Origin of the sequence: Embleya scabrispora (assembly GCF_002024165.1) — a bacterium.
Lineage (GTDB): Bacteria > Actinomycetota > Actinomycetes > Streptomycetales > Streptomycetaceae > Embleya > Embleya scabrispora_A.
This window is the reverse complement of sequence record NZ_MWQN01000003.1, coordinates 389080-408760: the sequence shown is the minus strand read 5'-3', so window position 1 is coordinate 408760 and position 19681 is coordinate 389080. Positions and strand designations below refer to the sequence as shown.

Annotated in this window: 16 protein-coding genes; 6 read left to right on the top strand and 10 right to left on the bottom strand. The window is 71.8% G+C overall.

What is annotated here, in order from left to right:
* Window positions 1-164: 164 nt before the first annotated feature.
* From B4N89_RS37580 to B4N89_RS37565, 4 genes are all read right to left on the bottom strand, one after another.
* A complete protein-coding gene (locus B4N89_RS37580; RefSeq protein WP_078981037.1) occupies window positions 165-1649 on the bottom strand; it encodes an MFS transporter in 1485 nt (494 codons plus the stop codon).
* A gap of 89 nt (window positions 1650-1738) precedes the next feature.
* Entirely contained in the window at window positions 1739-2389 is a 651-nt protein-coding gene (locus B4N89_RS37575) for a hemerythrin domain-containing protein (RefSeq protein WP_078981036.1), read from the bottom strand.
* A gap of 48 nt (window positions 2390-2437) precedes the next feature.
* Window positions 2438-3466 carry an RNA polymerase sigma factor SigJ gene (gene sigJ / locus B4N89_RS37570; RefSeq protein ID WP_078981035.1) on the bottom strand — a complete coding sequence of 343 codons (1029 nt, stop codon included), beginning with the start codon at window positions 3464-3466 and terminating at the stop codon, window positions 2438-2440.
* Between the two features lie 430 nt (window positions 3467-3896).
* Window positions 3897-4535, bottom strand: coding sequence for an LUD domain-containing protein (locus B4N89_RS37565; RefSeq protein WP_078981034.1), 639 nt, complete (start codon window positions 4533-4535; stop codon window positions 3897-3899).
* Window positions 4536-4709: 174 nt separating this feature from the next.
* On the opposite strand from B4N89_RS37565, the gene sigJ (B4N89_RS37560) reads away from it, so the two are divergent.
* Window positions 4710-5639, top strand: a complete 930-nt coding sequence (gene sigJ, locus B4N89_RS37560; protein WP_078981570.1) for an RNA polymerase sigma factor SigJ — start codon at window positions 4710-4712, stop codon at window positions 5637-5639.
* 44 nt (window positions 5640-5683) lie between these two features.
* On the opposite strand, the gene B4N89_RS37555 is transcribed toward sigJ (B4N89_RS37560), so the two are convergent.
* Entirely contained in the window at window positions 5684-6361 is a 678-nt protein-coding gene (locus B4N89_RS37555) for a hypothetical protein (protein ID WP_143658224.1), read from the bottom strand.
* 244 nt (window positions 6362-6605) lie between these two features.
* Window positions 6606-8021, bottom strand: coding sequence for a rifampin monooxygenase (rox, locus tag B4N89_RS37550; protein WP_078981032.1), 1416 nt, complete (start codon window positions 8019-8021; stop codon window positions 6606-6608).
* 327 nt (window positions 8022-8348) lie between these two features.
* Between rox and B4N89_RS37545 the strand changes: the two genes are divergently transcribed.
* On the top strand, window positions 8349-9149 hold the full coding sequence (locus B4N89_RS37545; RefSeq protein ID WP_078981031.1) for a phosphotransferase enzyme family protein: 801 nt from the start codon (window positions 8349-8351) through the stop codon (window positions 9147-9149).
* Window positions 9150-9213: 64 nt separating this feature from the next.
* Here the strand turns inward: B4N89_RS37545 and B4N89_RS37540 are convergent, their stop codons facing one another.
* Window positions 9214-10227, bottom strand: a complete 1014-nt coding sequence (locus B4N89_RS37540; RefSeq protein WP_078981030.1) for a protein-glutamine glutaminase family protein — start codon at window positions 10225-10227, stop codon at window positions 9214-9216.
* 171 nt (window positions 10228-10398) lie between these two features.
* On the opposite strand from B4N89_RS37540, the gene B4N89_RS37535 reads away from it, so the two are divergent.
* A complete protein-coding gene (locus B4N89_RS37535; RefSeq protein ID WP_078981029.1) occupies window positions 10399-12969 on the top strand; it encodes a hypothetical protein in 2571 nt (856 codons plus the stop codon).
* Between the two features lie 12 nt (window positions 12970-12981).
* Here the strand turns inward: B4N89_RS37535 and B4N89_RS37530 are convergent, their stop codons facing one another.
* On the bottom strand, window positions 12982-13725 hold the full coding sequence (locus B4N89_RS37530) for an AraC family transcriptional regulator (RefSeq protein ID WP_235619181.1): 744 nt from the start codon (window positions 13723-13725) through the stop codon (window positions 12982-12984).
* A 215-nt stretch (window positions 13726-13940) separates the two neighbouring features.
* On the opposite strand from B4N89_RS37530, the gene B4N89_RS37525 reads away from it, so the two are divergent.
* Window positions 13941-15278, top strand: a complete 1338-nt coding sequence (locus tag B4N89_RS37525; RefSeq protein WP_078981027.1) for an MFS transporter — start codon at window positions 13941-13943, stop codon at window positions 15276-15278.
* Between the two features lie 52 nt (window positions 15279-15330).
* On the opposite strand, the gene B4N89_RS37520 is transcribed toward B4N89_RS37525, so the two are convergent.
* Together B4N89_RS37520 and B4N89_RS37515 are read right to left on the bottom strand one after the other, a co-directional pair.
* Entirely contained in the window at window positions 15331-17391 is a 2061-nt protein-coding gene (locus B4N89_RS37520) for a CRISPR-associated endonuclease Cas3'' (RefSeq protein ID WP_143658223.1), read from the bottom strand.
* Between the two features lie 266 nt (window positions 17392-17657).
* Entirely contained in the window at window positions 17658-18230 is a 573-nt protein-coding gene (locus B4N89_RS37515) for a hypothetical protein (RefSeq protein WP_235619180.1), read from the bottom strand.
* Between the two features lie 254 nt (window positions 18231-18484).
* Between B4N89_RS37515 and B4N89_RS37510 the strand changes: the two genes are divergently transcribed.
* Together B4N89_RS37510 and B4N89_RS37505 are read left to right on the top strand one after the other, a co-directional pair.
* A complete protein-coding gene (locus B4N89_RS37510) occupies window positions 18485-18808 on the top strand; it encodes an SCO0607 family lipoprotein (RefSeq protein WP_201261102.1) in 324 nt (107 codons plus the stop codon).
* Window positions 18809-18953: 145 nt separating this feature from the next.
* Complete coding sequence (locus B4N89_RS37505) at window positions 18954-19655, top strand: phosphotransferase (protein ID WP_078981569.1); 702 nt, start codon at window positions 18954-18956, stop codon at window positions 19653-19655.
* The last annotated feature ends 26 nt before the right edge of the window (window positions 19656-19681 follow it).

Below are 19681 nucleotides of genomic sequence, written 5' to 3'. Positions count from 1 at the left end.
CGAACCGCCGGATTGCCCGTTCGGCAACCTCCTGAACTGCGGAGGGAACCGGCACCGAGGCGAGAACGTGCTTGGAGACGCACCGGACGCACCGGTATCCCCACGCCGTCCCCGATCCCGGGCGATACCCGCGTGTCCGGGATCGGGGCGGCCGAGGTCGTGGGTCAGGTCTCCTCGCCGTGGCTGTTCGCGACGAACAGGGCCACGACCGCCGCGCCCGCGAGGAAGAACGCGCCGACCAAAAGGGCCTGCTGGAACCCGTCGGTGTAGGCGGTGGCCCGATCGTGTCCGTGCGCCAATTGGTGGGTGGTCTTCGACGTCGCGACCGCCGACAGCACCGCGAGGCCGAACGCGCCGCCGAGTTGCTGTGCGGTGTTCATCAGCGCGGCGGCCAGTCCGGCCTTGTCGGCCGGGACCCCGGCGTTGGCGGCGGTGGCGACACCCACGAACACGAAGCCGAGGCCGAAGGACATCACCATCAGGCCCGGGAGCAGATCGGAGAGGTAGGAGCCGTCGACCGGGACGCGGGACAACATCCAGACGCCGACCGAGGCGACGAGCGCGCCGCCGACGATCAGCGGCCGTGTGCCGACCCGGGCGATCAGAGCCTGCGCGATGCCCGCGGCCATGCCCACGCCGACCGTCACGGGCAGGAACGACGCCCCGGCCTTGATCTCCGAGTAGCCCATGATGCCCTGCACGTACAAGGTGACGAAGAAGAACATCGCCAGGAAGCCGGACATGGCCACGAACTGCGTGATGTTCGCCGCGGCGAGGCCCTTCACCCGGAAGATGCTCAGCGGCATGAGCGGGTTGCGGCTGCGCGCCTCGTTGATCACGAAGGCGATCAACAGACAGGCGGCGATTCCGAGTTCGGCGACGGTACGGGTATCGCTCCAGCCCTGCTCGGGAGCCTTGACCAGACCGTAGACCATGAGGATCAGACCGCCGGTGGCCAACAGCGTGCCGGCGATGTCGAAGCCCTGCCACGACGTGCGACGGTGGTCGTTCGGCAACAGCTTCGGGATGGCGGGCAGTACGAGCAGGCACACCGGCACGTTGACGAACATCACCCAGCGCCAGCCCGGGCCCTCGGTGAGCACGCCGCCGAAGAATACGCCCGCCGCCGAGGCGAACGCCCCGGTGCCGGCCCACGCACCGAGCGCCTTGTTACGGTCCGGGCCGTCGCTGAAGGACGTGGTCAGGATCGACAGCGCGGCGGGCAGCATCATCGACGCGCCCACCCCCTGTGCGAGACGTCCGGCGATCAGCACCTCCGAGGTCTGGGCGAAGCCGCCGATCAGAGAGGACGCGGAGAAGACGACGGTGCCCACGATCAGGACCCGACGCCGCCCGAGCAGGTCGGCCGCACGACCGCCGAGCAGCATCAGTCCGCCGTACGTCAGCAGGTAACCGGACGGCACCCACTGCAGGTTCTGGTTCGACAGGCCGAGGTCTTCCTGGATGGCGGGCAGTGCGATGTTGACGATCGACGCGTCGATGAAGTCGAGAAACGCCACCGCGCACAGGAGCAGGAGGGTGAGTTTGCCGCGCGTGGTGGCCAGGAACGAGTCGGATGCGGCGGCGGGCATCCCCGCCGTCGATTTCGCCTTCGTCGGATCGGTCGATGCGGATGTTTCGGTGGACATGGGGGCTCCGAAAGCGGGATGGGATGGTGTCCGGGCATGACGGGATGGGGCGGCGGCCGTAGAAGCCGGCGCCCTGGTGGGATCGTGGGTTACGCGGCCGCGCGCGCGGGGCTGTGATACCGCGGGGCCCACACGCGGCGGTACAACACGCGGGCCGGCAGCGGAAGTTGCTTCAGGACGGCCGCGATGAGGGCGCTCGGTGCGTCGTCCAGCAGCCAGGGCAGGTATTCGGCCGCACCGCGCAGCCCCTGCTCCTTGCGTATGCTGCGGCCGAACGCGTCCCAGCCGGCCCGCCCGAGGCGGGCCTCCAGGAGCGGCAGGGCGCGTCGTTCCTCGTGCCGCATGTGCGCGCCGAGTTCCTCGGCCGATTCGTGCAGTGCGACGAGGGCGCCGCCGTAGTCGGCGTCGGCCAGTGCCGCGTCGATCAGGTCGAGCAGTGGGTCGATGCGCGCGTGTTCGACATCCATCGCCGCGAGCATGTCGAGGTCGAGGGGGTCGTCCACGGCCGCGCGCAGCGGTAGGAAGAGCACGGTGTCCTCGGTGCGGTGGCGCAGCAGCAGGAAACGCTTGAACCGATCCCACGCGGCGGTGTTCTCGGGAGCGAGTGCCCGACCCGACTTGCAGGCGGTGATCATCCGCGCGATGTCACGGGAGAAGGCGTCGTGGGCGGCGAACATCATGGTGAAATCGACGGTCCCGACAAGGTCGGAACGGGCGGACCAATCGGTCGGCTTGTCCATGGGGACTCCGGTGGTGGATGCCCGGCCGGGGGGTGTGCCGGGCGCGGTTCAGGTGGCGTCGGATCGGGTGGTGTCGGGCGGGGTGCCGTCAGGCGTGGTGCCGTCGGTTCGGGTGGTGGCGCGGCGGGCGGCCTGGGATCGGAGGTCGTCGAGGAGGTCCAGGGAGACGTCCCTGAGCTTCGCGGGGTCGGCGACGACATCGATGCGGACGATCCGGTCACCCGCGACGGTGAAGCCCGCGATGCCGGTGGGCGCGTCGGAGTCGCCCACCAGGCGTCCCGGCGAGCCGTTGACCAGGACCGGACGCGACATCGGCAGGAAGACCTTGGCGTTGGCCAACATCTGCCGCGCGACCTTCTCCGCGCCGACCACGGCGGAGGGGCCGGGACCGGCGACGGGGCCCAGGTCGACCTGGAAGGAGACGTCCGGGTCGAGTGTGGCCAGGAGCGCGTCGAAATCGCCCTCGCGGGCAGCGGACAGGAACGCGTCGACGACCCGGCGCTGCCGAGCGAGGTCGGCGTCCGGTTGCGGCGCGGATCGCACCCGCCGCCGGGCCCGACTGGCCAACTGCCGGGCCGCCGCCGGGCTGCGCCCCACCACCCGGCCGATCTCGGGGAAGGTCATGCCGAAGACGTCGTGCAGTACGAAGGCGAGCCGTTCGGCCGGGTTCAGCGTCTCCAGGACGATGAGGAGGGCGAGTCCGATGGCGTCGGCCTCGACGGCCCGGCCCTCCGGGTCGTACGCGTCGGCGTCGGCGGGCCGCACGATCGGCTCCGGCAGCCACGTCCCCGGATAGTCCTCCCGCCGCAGGCGCCGGGCGCGGAGCATGTCCAGGCAGATCCGCCCGACGACCGTGGTCAGCCACGCCCGCAGGTCGCGGATGTCCTGGTGCTCGTTGCGCGACACCCGCAACCAGGTCTCCTGGATCGCGTCCTCGGCGTCCGTACGCGAACCGAGCATGCCGTACGCCACCGTCCGCAGATGCGGGCGCACGACCTCGAACCGATCGGCGAGCCACGCATCGCGAGGCGTGGGTCCGGACGGTCGGGCCTGCTCGGGCCCCGCTTCGTTCTCCATGCAGATCAGACGAACACGCCGGCAAAAGTGTGACGAGCCCCGGGAACTCCGTGGATGCGTGACGCACCGCCCGGAGTCGACCCGGACAGGATCGTGATCCGGAGCTTGCCGCTCTTCGGCGCACACGTCTTCCGCGTCGCCGCACCCGATCCCCGACTCGGCGCCCGGACCGCCCGGACCGCCCGAACCACCCGGACCGCCCGGATGGCGCCGGTCGACGGTCGTGCCGCGGCCCTCGATGTCTCGCGTCATCACAAACCCCTCGTCATGCCGCGGCCCACCGGCCGCGCAGTCCTCGACGCCGGCGGCGCCTTGCTCGGCGTCGCCGACGCGCGCACGGACTCGCCGGACGACCGGCCCTCCCGACCGGTCGCCGCGTGTCGCCGCCGGTCGGGAAGGCCGGGTACGCCGCGGCCGGTCGGATCGGGCATCAGAACCCGATGGCCTCGCGCAGGAGAAGTACGGTGACCCGGCCGGGGTAGGGCTCGGCGTGCATCACGAGCAGCCGGTTGATCGCGCTCGGGACGCCGTAGACCCGGCGGGCGCGCTCGTTCTCCAGCGGCAGGGCGTGTTCCTCCAGGCGGTGCATCGCGGTCGGCAGGTCGGGGACGACCTTCTGGGCGCCGATGATCCAGATCGCCCGGCCGGCGCCGCCGGAGTAGGCGGGCAGCTGGCTGCCGCTGCCGGAGGCGACCACCACCGAGCCGGTTTCGGTGACCGCCGCGACGCTGCCGACGACCACATCCGGGGTGCTGGTGAGCCGGCGGATCTCGGCGCTCTCGGTGGCCCGATCCATGGCCAGTACGCGAGGCCGGATCGCGTCGTAGCGGCCGCCGGTGTTGAGGTCCTCGTCGATGCCGGACAGCCGCAGCGTCTCGCTGGCCCCGGTGAACACCGACGCGCCCTCGGGAATCAGCTCGCCCACGCGGCTGCGTGCGGCGGCCGCGTCGGCCAGGATCTCGACGGCGAAGCCGTTCCCCCGCAGCGCTGCGGCCGCCCGCTCGAGCCGCGGCACGGGCGCGGGTTCGGCGAAGTCCGGGGCGGTCGTGATCGTGGTGGGCGTGCTCATGCTTCCTCCGGATCATGGGGGGTCTGGTCGGCGGGCGCCGCGGACTCGGGCTGTGGTGTACTCGCCGCCACCCCCTCGACCAGGCAGCCGCTCGGAATGTGAGGCGGCGCGGGCGATCCGCGGCCGACCTGACATCCCGGCCGCCTGTCCGGTCGAACAGGTGTGATCGAACGGATGAGGGCGACGGACGGGGACGCGATGTACGAGAGCGGCGTGGCGGCGGTCATGGAGGAGCGACAGCGGCTGATCAACCTGGCCTATCGGCTGCTCGGCTCGCTCGCCGACGCCGAGGACGTGGTCCAGGAGACCTACGCCCGCTGGTACGCGATGACCGACGCGCAGCGCGACGAGATCGAGGTTCCGGCCGCCTGGCTGACGAAGGTGGCCGGTCGGGTCTGTCTGACCCTGCTCGGTTCGGCGCGGGCTCGGCGGGAGACCTACGTGGGTGAATGGCTCCCCGAGCCGTTGCCCGAGCCGACCGAGTGGATCACCGGGGGAGCGGCCGGCGGCGGCATGGACCCGGCCGATCGGATCACCCTGGACGAGTCGATCAGCATGGCCTTCCTCGTCGTGTTCGAGTCGATGACACCGGCCGAACGTGTGGCGTTCGTCCTGCACGACGTCTTCCGCTACCCGTTCGCGGAGGTCGCCACGATCGTCGGGCGTACCCCCGCGGCCTGCCGTCAGTTGGCCTCGTCCGCCCGGCGGCGGATTCGCGAGTCACGCGTCGAGGCGGACCCGAGCGCCGGGCACGCGGCGGTGGTCCGCGACTTCAAGGCGGCCTGGGACGCGAAGAACATCGGCGCGCTGATCGGCCTGCTCGACCCGAACGCCATCTGGGTCGCGGACGGCGGCGGCAAGGCCCTCACCATCCTGGATCCGATCATCGGCGGCGAGCAGATCGCCCACGCCTACCTGCGACTCGCCACCGTCGCACCCGACTACACGCTGCTGGAGCGCACCGTCAACGGCCTGCCCGGCCTGGTGGTCCAGCAGAACGGCCGCGCCGTGACCGTATTCGCCTTCCACGTGGTGGGCGAGCGCATCAACCGCATCTGGACGGTCCGCAACCCGGACAAACTCCGCCCGTGGACAACCCGCTGACCCGAACGCGCGGCGGCACACGCCGTCCGGACGTGCCGTTCTTCCTAGCGCTCCAGCACCAATCGCTGGGCGGGGCGGACCGGGCGGCCGAAGTGGGCGCAGCGCTCCTCGAACCCCGGCGGGAGCCAGGTGCCGCCGAGCAACCGCGGATGGGACGGAAACGCCGCGAGGGCCGCCAGCGCGAACACCAGGGACGCCCACGGAGTGGCGAGGCGCACACACATGTACCCCTTGCCGTACATGTCGTGGTAGCGGGCCTCGAAGACGCCGGGCTCGGGCAGGTCGATCTGGTCGAGCCCGGTGAAGCCGAGACTCAGCGGATTGCGGGGATGCGCGAGATACGCGGTCAGATGTGTGATGGTCAGTTCGCCGCCGCCGTCGTTCACCCAACGCGGCACGGTGTCCTGCTGCGCACGCTTGCGGCGCGCCGCGTTGCCCAAGGCGTTCACGGCAAGCGCGCCCACCACGAACCCCGGCCTGCCGATCGCGGCCACCCCGGTGCTGCGGTAGGTGCCGTTGCCCACCGCGCGCAGCCGGAACTGCTCTCCCACCCCGGTCGCGAGTACCCGCTCACCCGGCGCGATCCGGGCCGTACTCGCCACGAGCGGGCGGCGGTCCGCCTGGCCGGTGACGACATCGGCCACGATGTCGCAGGTGTACCAGAGGAATTCGTCGGTCTGCGTCCACCCGTCGGCCGGCTGGGAGCCCATCCGGTTGCTCACGCTCGTCCCCTTGCCCGGCGAGCCCCGTGCTGCGCCGTGATTCCGAGTCCAAGCGTCTCTGATATACCAGGGCTTGAACACACGCCCCCACAAGTTCCTCGTCGGCGAGTCGCCGAGGCCGTACGGACCCTCCGTGGTGCTCTTTCGCCGTGTTACGGGGGTCGGTCGGAGGCCGACTCTCGTCGCGGACGGGCGCCGGCGTCGGAGCACCACGGGTGATGTCGCCTCGGCTATCGGGGCGGGGTCAGCCGGCGGATCGGCCGAACCAGCGGGAGAGGTGGTCGTTCAGGTCCCGTTGATCGTCGCCGATCCAGGCGATGTGGCCGTCGGGGCGGAGCAGGACGCACGGAGCGTCCAGTGCCGCGGTGGGGTCCGCGGCGTGATCGACCCGGTCCGACCAGCCGCCGACGGTCAGGTGTTCGGTGCGGTCCAGGAGCAGGCCCCGGCCGTGTCGCAGCAGATCGTAGAGCCTGCCCTGTTTCACGTCGATGTCGCGCATGCGGCGGCCGAGGAGGTCGGGGCCGTCGCCGAAGTCGTAGCGGATGTCGATCGCGGTGATCTTCTCGATGAGACGGCGGTTCACCTCGTCGATGTCCATCAATTCGGTGAGGAGCCTGCGCACGGCCTGCGGGCCCGGGTCGGTGGAGTGCAGTTCCGTCTGGGCGCGGGTGTTGTCCAAGACGTCGGCGGCGACCGGATGGCGTTCGCTCTGATAGGTGTCCAGCAGTGTGTCCGGCGCCCAGCCGCGGACGTGCGCGGCCAGTTTCCAGCCGAGGTTGAAGGCGTCCTGAACGCCCAGGTTGAGGCCCTGTCCGCCGGTGGGCGGGTGGATGTGTGCCGCATCGCCGGCCAGCAACACCCGCCCGACGCGATAACGTTCGGCCAGCCGGGTGGCATCGCCGAAGCGGGACAACCAGCGCGGGGAGTGCACGCCGAAGTCGGTCCCGGCGATGGCGCGCAACTGTTGCCTGAAGTCCTCGAGGGTGGGCGGTTCCGCGCGATCGGCGACACCCGCGGCCGGGACCAGGACGCTGTACGCCCCTTCGCCGAAGGGCCTGAGCCAGAATCGCCGGTTGGTGCGGCTGATTTCGGCCACCTTGGCGGCGATCTCCTCCGGCGGCACACCCACTTGCATCTCGCCCATCAGCGTGTCGTTTCGCGAGGGCTCGCCGGGGAAGCCCACGCCGAGCAGTTTGCGCACCGTGCTGCGCGCGCCGTCGCAACCGACGAGATGGCGCGCACGCAGCAGTTCGCCATCGGCCGTCTCGACCGTCACACCCTCGTCGTCCTGCTCGAAACCGGCCACCGCGCAGCCTCGCCGGACCTGCGCGCCCAGTCGGGTCGCGTGCTCTTCGAGCAGACGCTCGATGACCGGCTGCGGGATGCCCAGCAGATAGGCGTGCGCGGAATCCAGGCCCTGGGGCGCGGGTTTGTCGATGGCGGCGAAGAAGCCGCCGGCCGGACGCCGCCGGCCGCGTTCGAGCATACGATCCAGCAGCCCGCGCATGGCCATCAGTTCGAGACTGCGAATGTGCAGACCGACGATGCGGACGAACGATACGGGTTCGGTCTCCTTCTCCAGAACGAGCACCCGCACGCCGTGCAGCCGCAGTTCGGCGGCCAGTATGGCGCCGGTCGGCCCGCAGCCGGCGATGATCACGTCGAACTCGGGGCCGCACGATCGGCGCCGCCGGCGGCCGAGGGGCGGAGTTCGGGGGCGACCTGTGGAGATTGCATGGGTATTGCCTTTCGGGAGTGCCTTGTTGGCGAGGCGCTCCCGGCGATACCTACGTCAATCGCCGGCCGTGACCGCAAGGGGGAGCACCCGTATCGCTACTGCGTTCATGGGTCTCACCTCCTCGGGCGGTGTCACGGTCGAGTGCAAGGTATAACCCTGAGAGCCACCCGTCCAATTCTTTTCCGGCCACGCGATCACGTCCGCGAACGGGCCGGCGCGGCGGGGACGGTACGACCGGAAGGAGTCTTGATGACCGTGCCGAAGCGGCTCGACGAGGAGGTGTTGGCCGGTGGCGGCGTCAACCACGTCGTGCGGATCGGATCGACCGTTCGACGGCCGGCGGGGCCTTGGACGCACACCGTGCACGCCCTGCTCCGGCACCTGCGGGCGGCGGGGTTCACCGGTGCGCCGCGGGCGCACGGCTTCGATGCCGACGGACGGGAGATCCTCGATTTCCTTCCCGGCCATGTCGCGCACGATCCGGCGCCGGACCACGTGCGATCGGACACCACGCTGCGGGCCGTGGCGGTGCTGCTGCGCGACTTCCACGATGCCGGCGCCGACTTCGTTCCCGCGGCGGACGCCCGCTGGTACTGGCCCGGTCGCGAGCCGGCCGAGGTGATCTGCCACGGCGACGTCGCCCCCTACAACTGTGTCTTCCGCGGCGAAAAGCCGGTCGCGTTCATCGACTTCGATACCGCCCATCCCGGTCCTCGGATCTGGGATCTCGCCTACGCCGCCTATCGGTTCGTGCCCCTGGCCGATCCCGGCAACGGCGACTTCACCCTGCCCGTGGAGGAACAGGCCCGACGACTGCGGCTGTTCGCGGACGCCTACCGACTCGACGACGAGGGCCGCGCGGCGCTGGCCGACACGGCCCGGGACCGCCTGGACCACCTGGTCCGCCACATGCACGAGCAGGCCGACGCCGGCAACGCCGCGTTCGCCGAGCACATTTCCGCCGGACACGACCGCCTCTACCGCGCCGACGCGGCCCACATCGTCCGCCACGCCGCGACCTTCACGACGGCGTTGCGGCGCGAGCGGTGAACTCGTGCCGACGGTGGCCGCGCCCGGTGCGACACGCCGACGCACCGAGACGCCGCCGTCCGGGTCACACGCGAGTACAGGCGTCGATGGCGTTCCGTTCCGGGTCGCCGATCACGATGCGCATCCCCGGCTGGTAGCCCGGCACGATCGCCGGTGGGAGCAGCAACTCCCAGGGGAATCGCCGTTCGAGCAGCCCGGGCGGGGGATTGTGGGTCCTGATCTCGGCCTGCCACGTGGCCAGGGACACCGGCCCGTCGGGAAAGAGCGACAGGTCGAACACGTAGTCGCCGTCGGCGAAGTGCAGCACCGGGGCGACGTGGTGGTTCCAGTTGTCGGGCGGATGCAGGTTCCCGTTGGGGGCGACGATCCAGAACTTGGTCAGGTGCAGCCGGGCCGAATTCGGGTGCACGGCGTGGAACCACTCACAGATGGCATGCGCGAGGTATTCGCAGCCCTCGCCCGCGGCGCCCTGGGGGTTCACCCGTCGGGCGAGGTTCAGCGCGGTCCAGACGGCGTCCCGGGTGGCCGCGAGTGGTGCGGGTGTGGCGGGCAGGGTCAGCTGTCCCGCCCGCGTCTGCACGATGGCGAGCAGATCGCCCGTCAGGGCGGCGCGGGTGGCGAGCCAGTCGGCCACGGCCCGACAACCGGTGGTGCTGAGCAACCACGCGGCGTTGCCGACGTGTTCGAGCGCTGCCACTCGGAACTCCAGCGCGGGCATGTCGTCGGTCTGCGCGCCGAACCCGCCGATGCGGGCCGTGAGTGCCGCGTTCGCCTGCTCCAGATCCAGGGCGGCGATCTCGGCGTCGGTCAGCACCGGGAGTTGCGCCTCCTCGTCGTCGTCCTGGGGTGGCAGTTCCACTGCCGGCACCTCGGGGACACCTCCGGTGTCGTCCCGGCCCTCGGGTTCGATGTGTTCCGGGTCGTCCTCGGGGATTTCGGGCTCGCCGGCCGTGTCGTCCCCGGACGACTGATCGTCGATGTCGGGGTCCGGCGCGGGCGCGTGCGGCCGTTTGGCGGCCGGGGTGGTGAGAGGCTCGTAATCGTCGCGCGTCGGTTCCTCGTTCGGCTTGCGTTTCACATGCCCCCCGGGAGTGAATCGGTCGATGGCGGGAGCCTATGCCGCGTCGACGGAGATTGTCCGTGAATCCGGCGAATCCGGCCAAGCGCGTTTTCCGGACCGGGAGTTGGGAGTCGCATCGGGCGCGGACACCCGGACGCGCGAACCGGGGTGTGTCGCAGGATGGGGCGTGTGAACATCTCCGATGAGAGCGCCGGGGCGAGTGTCGCCCTGACGCTGTGTGATCCGGCCTGGGTGCCGGACCTCGCGGCGCGGCTGCGTGAGCCCGTCCTGGCCGCCCTCGTCCGGGCGGCGCATCTGCCGCGGGAACTGGTCCGGCGTTTGCTGGCGAGCGCCGATCCCGACACCCGGGCGGCTCTCGCCCGCGACGCTCTCGCGCGCGGGAGCGTGCCGCCGGCGGACGTGGCGATCGTGCTCGCGGAGCTGGGGTGGCCGGAGTTGGCGGTGCGGCTGTATCTGGCCGAATTCCCGTTGGGCTTCGAGTCTCCCCGTCGATCCGTCTCCGACCCCGGGCCGAGGCCCGCCGGCTACCGCGCCCGCGCCGACGAACGGCGTGCGACGGTCCGGGAGCGCACGACCGCCGCGCTCCGCGTCGGGTCCGCGGTACTGGCCTCGGCGGATCCGACCGATCCGCGGTGGCGCGAGCCCGGCGGCCTCGTGGAGCGGTTGTCGGATACCCGGGCGGACGTCCGGCTCGTCCCGGCGCTGCGCGGCCCGTTCCCGGAGTTGATCGCGCACGCGCTCCGCGTGTTCGGCGACGATCCGACCCCGGCCGTACGGCTCGACGCGAGGCGCCGGCTGCGGGCTGCCGGTGGCGAGGATGCCCTCGCGCGGGACGGACGAGGCGATGCCGCTCCGGATGCGCCGCCGCTCGACGACGCGGTGTTCGACGCGCACCTGCTCCTGCTCGGGCTGCGCCACCTGGACCGGAGCCCGCCGAGGCAGGACCGGTACACGAACGACGAGGACGAGGACTGGAACACCGATTTCGCGGTCTACGCGTGGACCGAGTTCGTGTCGGCCGCCGACGAACTGCTGCCGTGGGACCTGATCCTGGCCGAACACGCCCGCCGCCCGTTCACGGGTGCGGGCCTGGCGGCGATGACCATGCGTCCCGGATGCCCGGCCGACCTGGCCGCCGAGGCGTACCGCGCGGAGCCGTACCGGGTCCTGGCCGCCGCGCCGGACGTCGTCCCCCTGGAGTGGATCACGTCGTTCGTGGCCGACACGTCGAGCGGCGTCGTATGGGAGCCGCTGCTGGCACGCGCCCTGACGGAAGGCCGATACGACCCGGACGAGGTGCTGGACACGGTCGCCCCGGCCACCGCCGTGTTCGCCGCCCTTCCCCTGGCCGCGCCCGGCGTGCGCGACGCGGTGTCCCGCCTCGCCGCGCGCCTGGGCACGGACCCCGCCGCGTGGAGCGCGATCCGCACCGGAAAGGCCTGGTTCCCGGGTACCGTTCGGCAATTCGTCGAGTCGGCGGTCACCGGACGCGTCCCCGAAGACCACAACACCACGTTCGCCGGCTCGCCCGCCTCCGCGAACCCCGTCGAGGCGGCCTTCCGGGTCCTGTTCACGTGCGCCGCGCCGGATGTACAAGCCGCGCTGATCCCGACGCTGCCGTCCCGGGCGGTGGAACTGCTGTGCATGCCCGGCGGTGCGAACGCGACGGTGCGCGCCGCGCTCCTCGCCGAACACGGCCGGCTCGCGGCCCTGGCCCTGGCGACATACCCGGCGGACCTGTCGGACGAGGAGATCGCGCGGTTGCTGGACCGCGACGACCCCGGGGTCAACGCCGAGCTGTATGCCCACGCCCGGCTCACCCGCGAGCAACGCGTGCGGGTGGCCTCCGGGGCCGACCGGCACGGGCGTCCGCGCGCGGTCCCGGTCGCCGAAAGCGTCGCCTCCTGGGCGCGGAAGCCGCCACCTGAGCAGGTCCTCGACCGGATCGCGGCCGTGCGGTGTTCGGGGCATCCGCTGTTGCTGCGACATCTTCCGGCACACGCGGCCGGGCTGACCACGGCGCCGCGCCTGGCGATGCTGGTGCGGCTGTGGGAGTACGGCGGGCCGCGGGACGTGCAGGAGTTGCTGGACCCGACGAGCAAGGCCGCGAGAAGCCGACCGATCGACCGATGGACGTGGCCGCCCCACGTGTGCGAGGTGGCGCGGCGGGCGCTGGCCGCCGGGCCCGACACGGGACTTGACCTGCTGCGCGCGGCCGCCGCCGAGGCGGCGCGTCCCGAGGCGGTGATCGCGGATCTGCGCGGGGCCGCCCATGTGGTGCGCCCGTTCCGGGACGAGCCCCTGCCCTGGCCGGAAGTCCTGCGCGCCCAGGCCGAGGAGCCGTTCGGGGACAACCCGATCCGAAGCCTTTTGGACCACCCGGACTGCCCGACCGAACTCCGGAACGTGGTGCTGTACGGTCCCGTCCCGTACCGGACGTTGGGCCAATGGATGGAGACGGGCCTGGAGTCCGGCGCGCCGACCGTACTGGACGTGGCGGCGACCGCGTGCGTGGACGCCCCGCAGGCGGTCCGCATCATCACCGAACACGCCGCGTGGAAACCGGGTTTCCTCCGCGACCCCGCATACCGCGAGCTGATCCGGCACGTTCGCGCCCGACTCGACCGGCCCGACGCGTGGGTGGTCGCGGTGCGCCTGCTCTTCGGCTTCCCCGGCACCCTCCTCGAACTCCTCGACACCGCCGACGCGACGACCGCGGACGGCACTTCGTCCCGCTGACCGCGGCCGAGGTCACACCGGCGCGGTCGTGGCCGGCTCGTGGGCCACGCTGCGGTACGCGCCCGGGGTGCGGCCCATGGTGCGGGTGAAGGTGTCGATGAACGCACTGGTCGTGGCCCAGCCGCAGCGCCGCGCCGTCTCGGTGACGGTGGCTCCTTCGGCCAGATGGATCATCGCGTGGAAGACCCGGGTGTTGGTGCGCCATTGCGGGTAGGTCGTGCCGAACTCGGTGTGGAACAGGCGGGTCAGGGTTCGTTCGCCAACGCCGACATGGCGGCTCAACCAGGCGATCGTGCGGGGACGGCCCAGGTCCTCCTCGACCATCCGGCACGCGTGCGCCAGGCGCGGGTCCCGGGCCGTCGGCAGGGTCAGGGGCCGGACGTGGGCACGGCGCAGCCGGTCGTTCAATACCGCGCGCAGCCGCCGCGACTCGACCGCCGGCAGGTCCGGTTCGGTGCAGGCGACGAAGAGCTCACGGAGCAGACCGTCGACGGCCACCACCGTGGGCGAGTCCACGGGCAGGGGAATGTCGTCCGACGCGAAGCCGAGAGTGTGTACGGAGCTGCGGCCGAAGACCCGGTGCTCGTGCCACGTGTTCGCCGGGATCCAGACGGCACGGTCCCGGCAGGCCACCCACGATCCCCGCCCCGTCCGGATGGCCAGTACCCCGGCGCTGACGTGGATCAGCTGATGGAAGGTGTGCCGGTGGCGGTCGATGACCTCGCCGGCGGCGTGGTCGTGGACCGTCGAAGGCACGACCGAAGGGTGTTGGCTGTTTTGCGACACAAGTAGGCAGATTAATGGAAGAAAGCCATTGCGGCCTCGTGACAACGTGGCGCCATGAGCACGACACCGGGGGATTCGCGTCGACGGCGGCATCGACCCCGTCCAGGGGCGGGGTCGCCCGCCTACCAGGCAACGACGTCGGGGCGATCCGCCCACCGCGCCACGACGTCGGGGACGGAGGCCCGATGACGCCGACGCCCGCAGCGAAGGCATCCCGGGGCATCGGCGCCCGGATACGTCGCGCGGCGGTGGACACGCGTCCGTTCGCCGTGCCGGCCTATCGGCGGGTGCTGGTCGGCCAGGGGGCCTCGCTGGTGGGCACGATGGTCACCGAGGTCACCGTCCCGGTGCAGATCTACTCCATCACGCACTCGTCGTTCTACGTGGGCCTGGCCGGACTCTTCGGCTTCGTGCCCATCGTGGTGTTCGGCCTGTACGGCGGCGCCGTCGCCGACCGGGTCGATCGCCGCCGCCTGTGCCTGTGGTCGTCGCTGGTGACCTGGGCGGTGACCATCGCGCTGTTCGCCCAGACCCTCCTGCACGCGCGCTCGGAGTTCCTGCTGCTCGGCCTCGTCGCCGTTCAGGGGGCCGGCTTCGCCACGGCCTCCTCGGCGCGCGGTGCGATCATTCCCCGCATCGTGCCGCACGAGTTGATTCCCGCCGCGAACACCCTGAGTTTCACGGTGGGCAACATCGGCCAGATCGCGGGTCCGCTGGTCGCGGGCGTCCTGCTCACCCTTCCGCAGGGGTTCGCCTACGCCTACGGCGCCGACGCCATTCTGTTCACCCTATCCCTCTACTCGACGTGGAGACTTCCGCCGATCCCGCCGGCGGGGGCCGCGACGGGCACGGGGACAGGTGGCGTGTTCGAGGGCCTTCGCTTCATCGGCGGCAGTCCCATACTCCTGATGTCGTTCGCCGTGGACATCGCCGCCATGGTGCTGGCCATGCCGAACGCGCTGTTCCCCGAGGCCGCCGCCACCCGCTTCCACGGCGGGATCGGCGTGCTGTACTCGGCGGTCGCCATCGGATCCCTGCTGGCGGGCCTGTGCAGCGGATGGATCGCGCGCGTGCGCCGCCAGGGCGTCGCGCTCACCCTCGCGGTGGTCGCCTGGGCGAGTGCCATCACGTTGGCCGGCTTCACCCGTGCCCTCTGGCTCGCCGTCGCCCTCCTCGTCCTTGCCGGCGCCGCCGACCTGGTCAGCGCCGTGTACCGGCAGACGATTCTCCAGACCTGGGCGCCGGACGAGATGCGCGGACGTATGCAGGGCGTCTTCACCGTGGTCGTCGCCGGCGGGCCGCGCCTCGGCGACCTGCGCGCGGGAGCCATGGCGGCGACCACCACCCTCGGCATCGCATGGTCGGGCAGCGCCATGCTGTGCATCGTCCTGGTCCTGGTGGGCGCCCTGGCCGTACGCCCGTTCTGGCACTACGACGCCCACCGGAGGCACCCCGAGTGCCCCCCGCCGGCTCCCGACCCGCCCATCCCGCGATCCCAGTCCCCGGCGGAACCGGCCCGGTAGCGCGCGCCCGTGCGGGTGCCCCGGCTCGGCTCGCCGGGGCACGGTGGCGGGCTCAGGGCGCGAGGCCCGCCGTGGGGCCGTCGTGACGGGCACTGGAGCGCCAGTCGGCGACGCGGACCAAGGACTCGAGGTACGCGAGCCGAAACGGCCCCAGGTCGTCGCGGTCGCGCAGTGCCAAGACCTGCGGCGTCCACGAACCGCCCGGGCGGAACACCCCGGTGTCGAGCGACTGCCCGGGGAAGTGATCGCCCGTGGACACGGCGACCGGTGGTGTGCGATCACCGTCACGGACGCCGAGCAGCGCCTGCGCGTCCTCGTCGGCCGCCGGGCGCACCGACACACGGACCCGACCGTGGTGCGCCGCGACCAGGTAGGTCACCAACTCGGGGTCTAATCCGGGGGTATGCCAGTGCTCGCCGTTCGACAGGATGAGCGCGCTGACCAGTTCGTGCCGGAAATACGCCCGCGTGGAAAGCCCGTTGTTCCACGGCGCCTTGGACTTGGCCAGCAGGTGATCCGGCGGCTCGCCGCCACCGCCGCCGCGCAGCATGGCCTGGAACACGTCGTGGCACTTGCCGAGATCGTGGAACCTGGCGGCGCGGGCCACGGCTTCGCGATGCTCGTCGGTCAGCCCGGGAAGGGCGGCCGTGACCGCACGTGCCTCCTCCTCGGTCTCCAGCAGGTGCCGGTCGAGACTCACCCACGCCACGCACGCGATCGCGGGGGGCGTGCGTCCGGCGAAGAGCGAGGGCACCGGCGCGTCGCTCTCGGGCGCCCACCCCACCTCGGGGAGGTAGCCGCCGCGCGCCGCGTCGAGCACCACGGATGTTCCGGGGCGGAGATCGTCGGCCACGGCGTGCCGCCACCGGCCGTCGACGGGATCCCGCAGCCACACTCCCCGGTCGGCCGGCATCTCCCGGACGTCGGCGAGCGGCGCCTCGCACTGCTCGCCGCGCGCGGCTTGCGGCTCGTCCTCGGCGGGTTCCCCCGACTCCCAGACCCGCCACGCGACGAAGACCGTGTGCTCGTCGTCGGCGCAGACCCACGGACTCGCGTCGGCCGGAACCGCGCCGTATGCGTTGTCGAACATCGCCAACACGTCGTGCTCGCGCAGGATTCGGGAAGACGCCGCGCCTTGCTCGACCCGGGCGCGGAACAGGTCGACGGTGGTGACGGCCTCGCCCTCGTGCGCGTCCAACCAGGCCGCGACGCCCGCGTCCGGTCCCGGTCCGTCCGGAGGCACGCACCACAACAGGTCGCCGCCATCGAGGTGTTCGCCGTGCCGGTTGCAGCGACCGGCACGTTGCACGAGCGCGCTCCACGGGGCGAGTTCGGTCAGGAGCGTACGGCCGGACACGTCGGATCCGACGTCCAGCGCCCGCGTCGTGACCAGGATCCGGTCCCGGCCGGCCTCCTCCGAAACCGCCGCGCGATTTTGGCGGTCGACGGAACGCGCGTACGGATGCACCAGCACGATCTCCCGGCCGGGATGCGCCGCGCGCAGCGCACCGTGGACCGCGCGCGCCCGCCGCGCGGAGCCGAGCACGGCGATGGACTGCGTGCCGGGCAGGTGCGCGGCGCCCAGCGCGTCGACGAGGTCGTCGACGTACCGCGTGGGGTCCGGGTCCAACCGCCTGATCCGCCGAACCGCCGCGAGAGGAGCGCCCGCCGCCACGTCGGCGCCGTCGGTCGGGTCCCCGCCCCACGTCGAAGACATCCACGTGCTGCCGGTCGGCGCGGTCGTGCCGAACGATTCGCGCAGCGACTGCAACCGCTCACTCGTCGGCAACCCCGGTCCCAGCAAGTGCATTTCGTCGAACACCCAGTGGGTGTCGGTGTTGAGCAGTCCGAAGGACACAGGTGCCATCGCCCGCGCGTCGGCGAACCCGCGCATCAACGCCCGGCTCAGCAGCCCGTCGTGCGTACCCACCAGGATCGCGCTCCGCTCGGGAAACCGCCGCCACGTGCCGTTCTGCGACTCCGGACCGGCGAGCAGGTGCAGGTCCACCTCGTCCGCACACCCGAGGCGGCGCAGCCACTCGGCGACGCGCGCGTGGGTCGGCTCCGCGAGGCTGCCCTGCGGCAACACGTACACCAATCGCCTCGGTGTCACCTCGCCCGCGGACACCAACCGCCGGTACAGCCAGGCCAATACGACGGCGGCGCTCTTCCCGCCCCCGACGGAACGCGAACCAGCCGCGGCAGCCCGCGCTCCGCGAACCCGACCTGATAGGCATAGGGTCGATGGCCGGTCGCCGTGTGGAAGAACTCCCCGAATCGGTGCGTCACTCACGACTCCCTCGTCCGCCGGACTCCCGACTCTAGACGAGACATCCGACGGGCCGGCCGATTCCTCCGATCCAGCCGACTCGGCCCGACTCAGCCGAGGATGTGGTGGATGCGACGGTGCTGCTCCGGCGACAGGCGCTTCGCGTCGGGGCCGCGACGGTCGGCACGCCATGGTCCGCCCTCGGCCGACGACTTGCTCGCGTGGTTTCGCTGGGAAGTCGCCGGGTGGATCCCGTACTCGGCCAACCAGTCGGTGAATTCGGCTTCCGCGAGGACCAGGCCCCGCAGAGGCCCGTCGAAGACGTCGACGCCCACGGGCGGGACGCCGAATCGCGTCTTGGACAGCACCCTGGCCGGCAGCGTGGCCAGCAGGTCGTATTCGGCCGCTGACAGGTACGTGTTCGTGATCAGCCCCTGAATGGCGCCCGGTCGAACGACCGGCACCTTCTGGGTGAGTTTGAACTCGCAACTGCCGTCCGGCCGCTCGACACGTCGCAGTCGCAGGCGGGTTCCCGTCAGATACCGGTCGCCGATGGCCCAGGTGGTCGTGACGTCCGCCGGGGCCGGCGGTGCGGCCAGGAGGAACCGCCGTTCCCGTTCGATGCGCGCGTACTTGCCCGGGTGAGCCCACCGACCTCGAGACCCACCGGCTTCGCCCGTCATGAGGACAGTGTGCCGGCCGGCCGCAGCTTGGGTACCGCCTGGCGTCAGCGGGCGATCAGAGCCGGCACTCGGCAGGGCACCACCGACGGCATCGCCGGAATTCCGCTGCCGGACGGGGAGGCCGGCTCGGGCCTCGCCGTGTCTGTGGCGCGAAGCCCGACTGCCTGGTTTCCGACGGAGTTCGAGCATACGTACGTACGTCCGGGGCAGTCCTTCGCGACACGATGATCCGACCCGACAGGGAGGTCCCGATCGTGCGCAGGCTCCCGGCCGGACGCCCGGGTCGGCTTCTCGCCGTCGTGCTCGCCGCGACCATCGCCGGCTGGTCGACCGCCGGCTGCGACGCTTTCCAGGAGCACGTCTGCGGTGGCGGAGAGTACCCGGTCAAGCAGATCGGCAGCGCCACGGGAAGCCAATGCGTGCCCGACGACCGGGATCCACCGCCGGGCACCGTGCGCTATCCGGCCGGCAAGGTGCCGCGAACCGTGGGCGACAAGTGGGACAAACGCTGGAGCAGAACCATCTTCGACGCCAACGGCAATCCGGCCGCCGAGGACCCGACCCTGCCCCCACCCTGATTCGCGCGAAGGGCCGGCCGGCTCGTCTCCGGTCGGCCCGCAGGGACCAGGGCGTCGGCCCCGACCCCTCGAGGCTTCATCGACGACGGCGGTCGTGGCGCCGAAGTCGGGCGCGCGGCTCGGCGCACGACAGTACAGTCGCGCTGTGACCGACCTCGTGCTGTTGGCGACCGGCCGAGATGCCGATGTCTTCGCTCTCGACGCGCGGCGCGTCCTGCGCCGGTATCGGGACGGAGGCGACGTGGCCGCCGAGGCCGCGATGATGGCCCATGTCGGCGGGTTGGGATTTCCCGTGCCACACGTCTACTCGGCCGAGGGCGGCGATCTGGTCCTCGAACGACTCACCGGCCCTACCATGCTGCACGCGCTGGGCACCGGGGAGATCACCGCGTCGGCGGCCGCGGAACTGACTGCCGGCCTGCTCGCCCGCCTCCACGCGCTGCCGCCACGGATCCCGGGCAGGTCGGACGAGCACCCGGTGCACCTGGATCTGCACCCGGCGAACATCATGCTCGAAGCGCGCGGACCGGTGGTGATCGACTGGCGCAACTCCCGAGCGGGCCCACCCGAGTTCGACGTCGCCGTGTCCGCGCTGATCCTCGCCCAAGTCGCGGTCGACCCCGCCGGACCGGAGGCCGCGCTCGCCGTCGCGTTCCTCACCGCGTTCCTGGCCGCTGTCGGGGCCGTGCCTGCCGACGCGTTGGATGACGCCGTACGCTTCCGCCGAGCCGACCCCAACCTGACCGACCACGAGACCGACCTGCTGGGCGAGGCGGTCGCCTTGCTCGGTCGGTGTCGTGAGCACGGCCGAGGAGGGCCGGCTCGGCCCTCCTCGGCGCGGCGGTAGGCCCGGTGGGATGGGGTAGGCCTGCC

Excerpts from the sequence above, each read along its gene's own strand:
- B4N89_RS37575 (WP_078981036.1), bottom strand. The coding sequence starts at position 2,389 with ATGGACAAGCCGACCGATTGGTCCGCCCGTTCCGACCTTGTCGGGACC.
- sigJ (WP_078981035.1), bottom strand. The coding sequence starts at position 3,466 with ATGGAGAACGAAGCGGGGCCCGAGCAGGCCCGACCGTCCGGACCCACG.
- B4N89_RS37580 (WP_078981037.1), bottom strand. The coding sequence starts at position 1,649 with ATGTCCACCGAAACATCCGCATCGACCGATCCGACGAAGGCGAAATCG.
- B4N89_RS37515 (WP_235619180.1), bottom strand. The coding sequence starts at position 18,230 with ATGACGGGCGAAGCCGGTGGGTCTCGAGGTCGGTGGGCTCACCCGGGC.
- B4N89_RS37565 (WP_078981034.1), bottom strand. The coding sequence starts at position 4,535 with ATGAGCACGCCCACCACGATCACGACCGCCCCGGACTTCGCCGAACCC.
- B4N89_RS37525 (WP_078981027.1), top strand. The coding sequence starts at position 13,941 with ATGACGCCGACGCCCGCAGCGAAGGCATCCCGGGGCATCGGCGCCCGG.
- sigJ (WP_078981570.1), top strand. The coding sequence starts at position 4,710 with ATGAGGGCGACGGACGGGGACGCGATGTACGAGAGCGGCGTGGCGGCG.
- B4N89_RS37545 (WP_078981031.1), top strand. The coding sequence starts at position 8,349 with ATGACCGTGCCGAAGCGGCTCGACGAGGAGGTGTTGGCCGGTGGCGGC.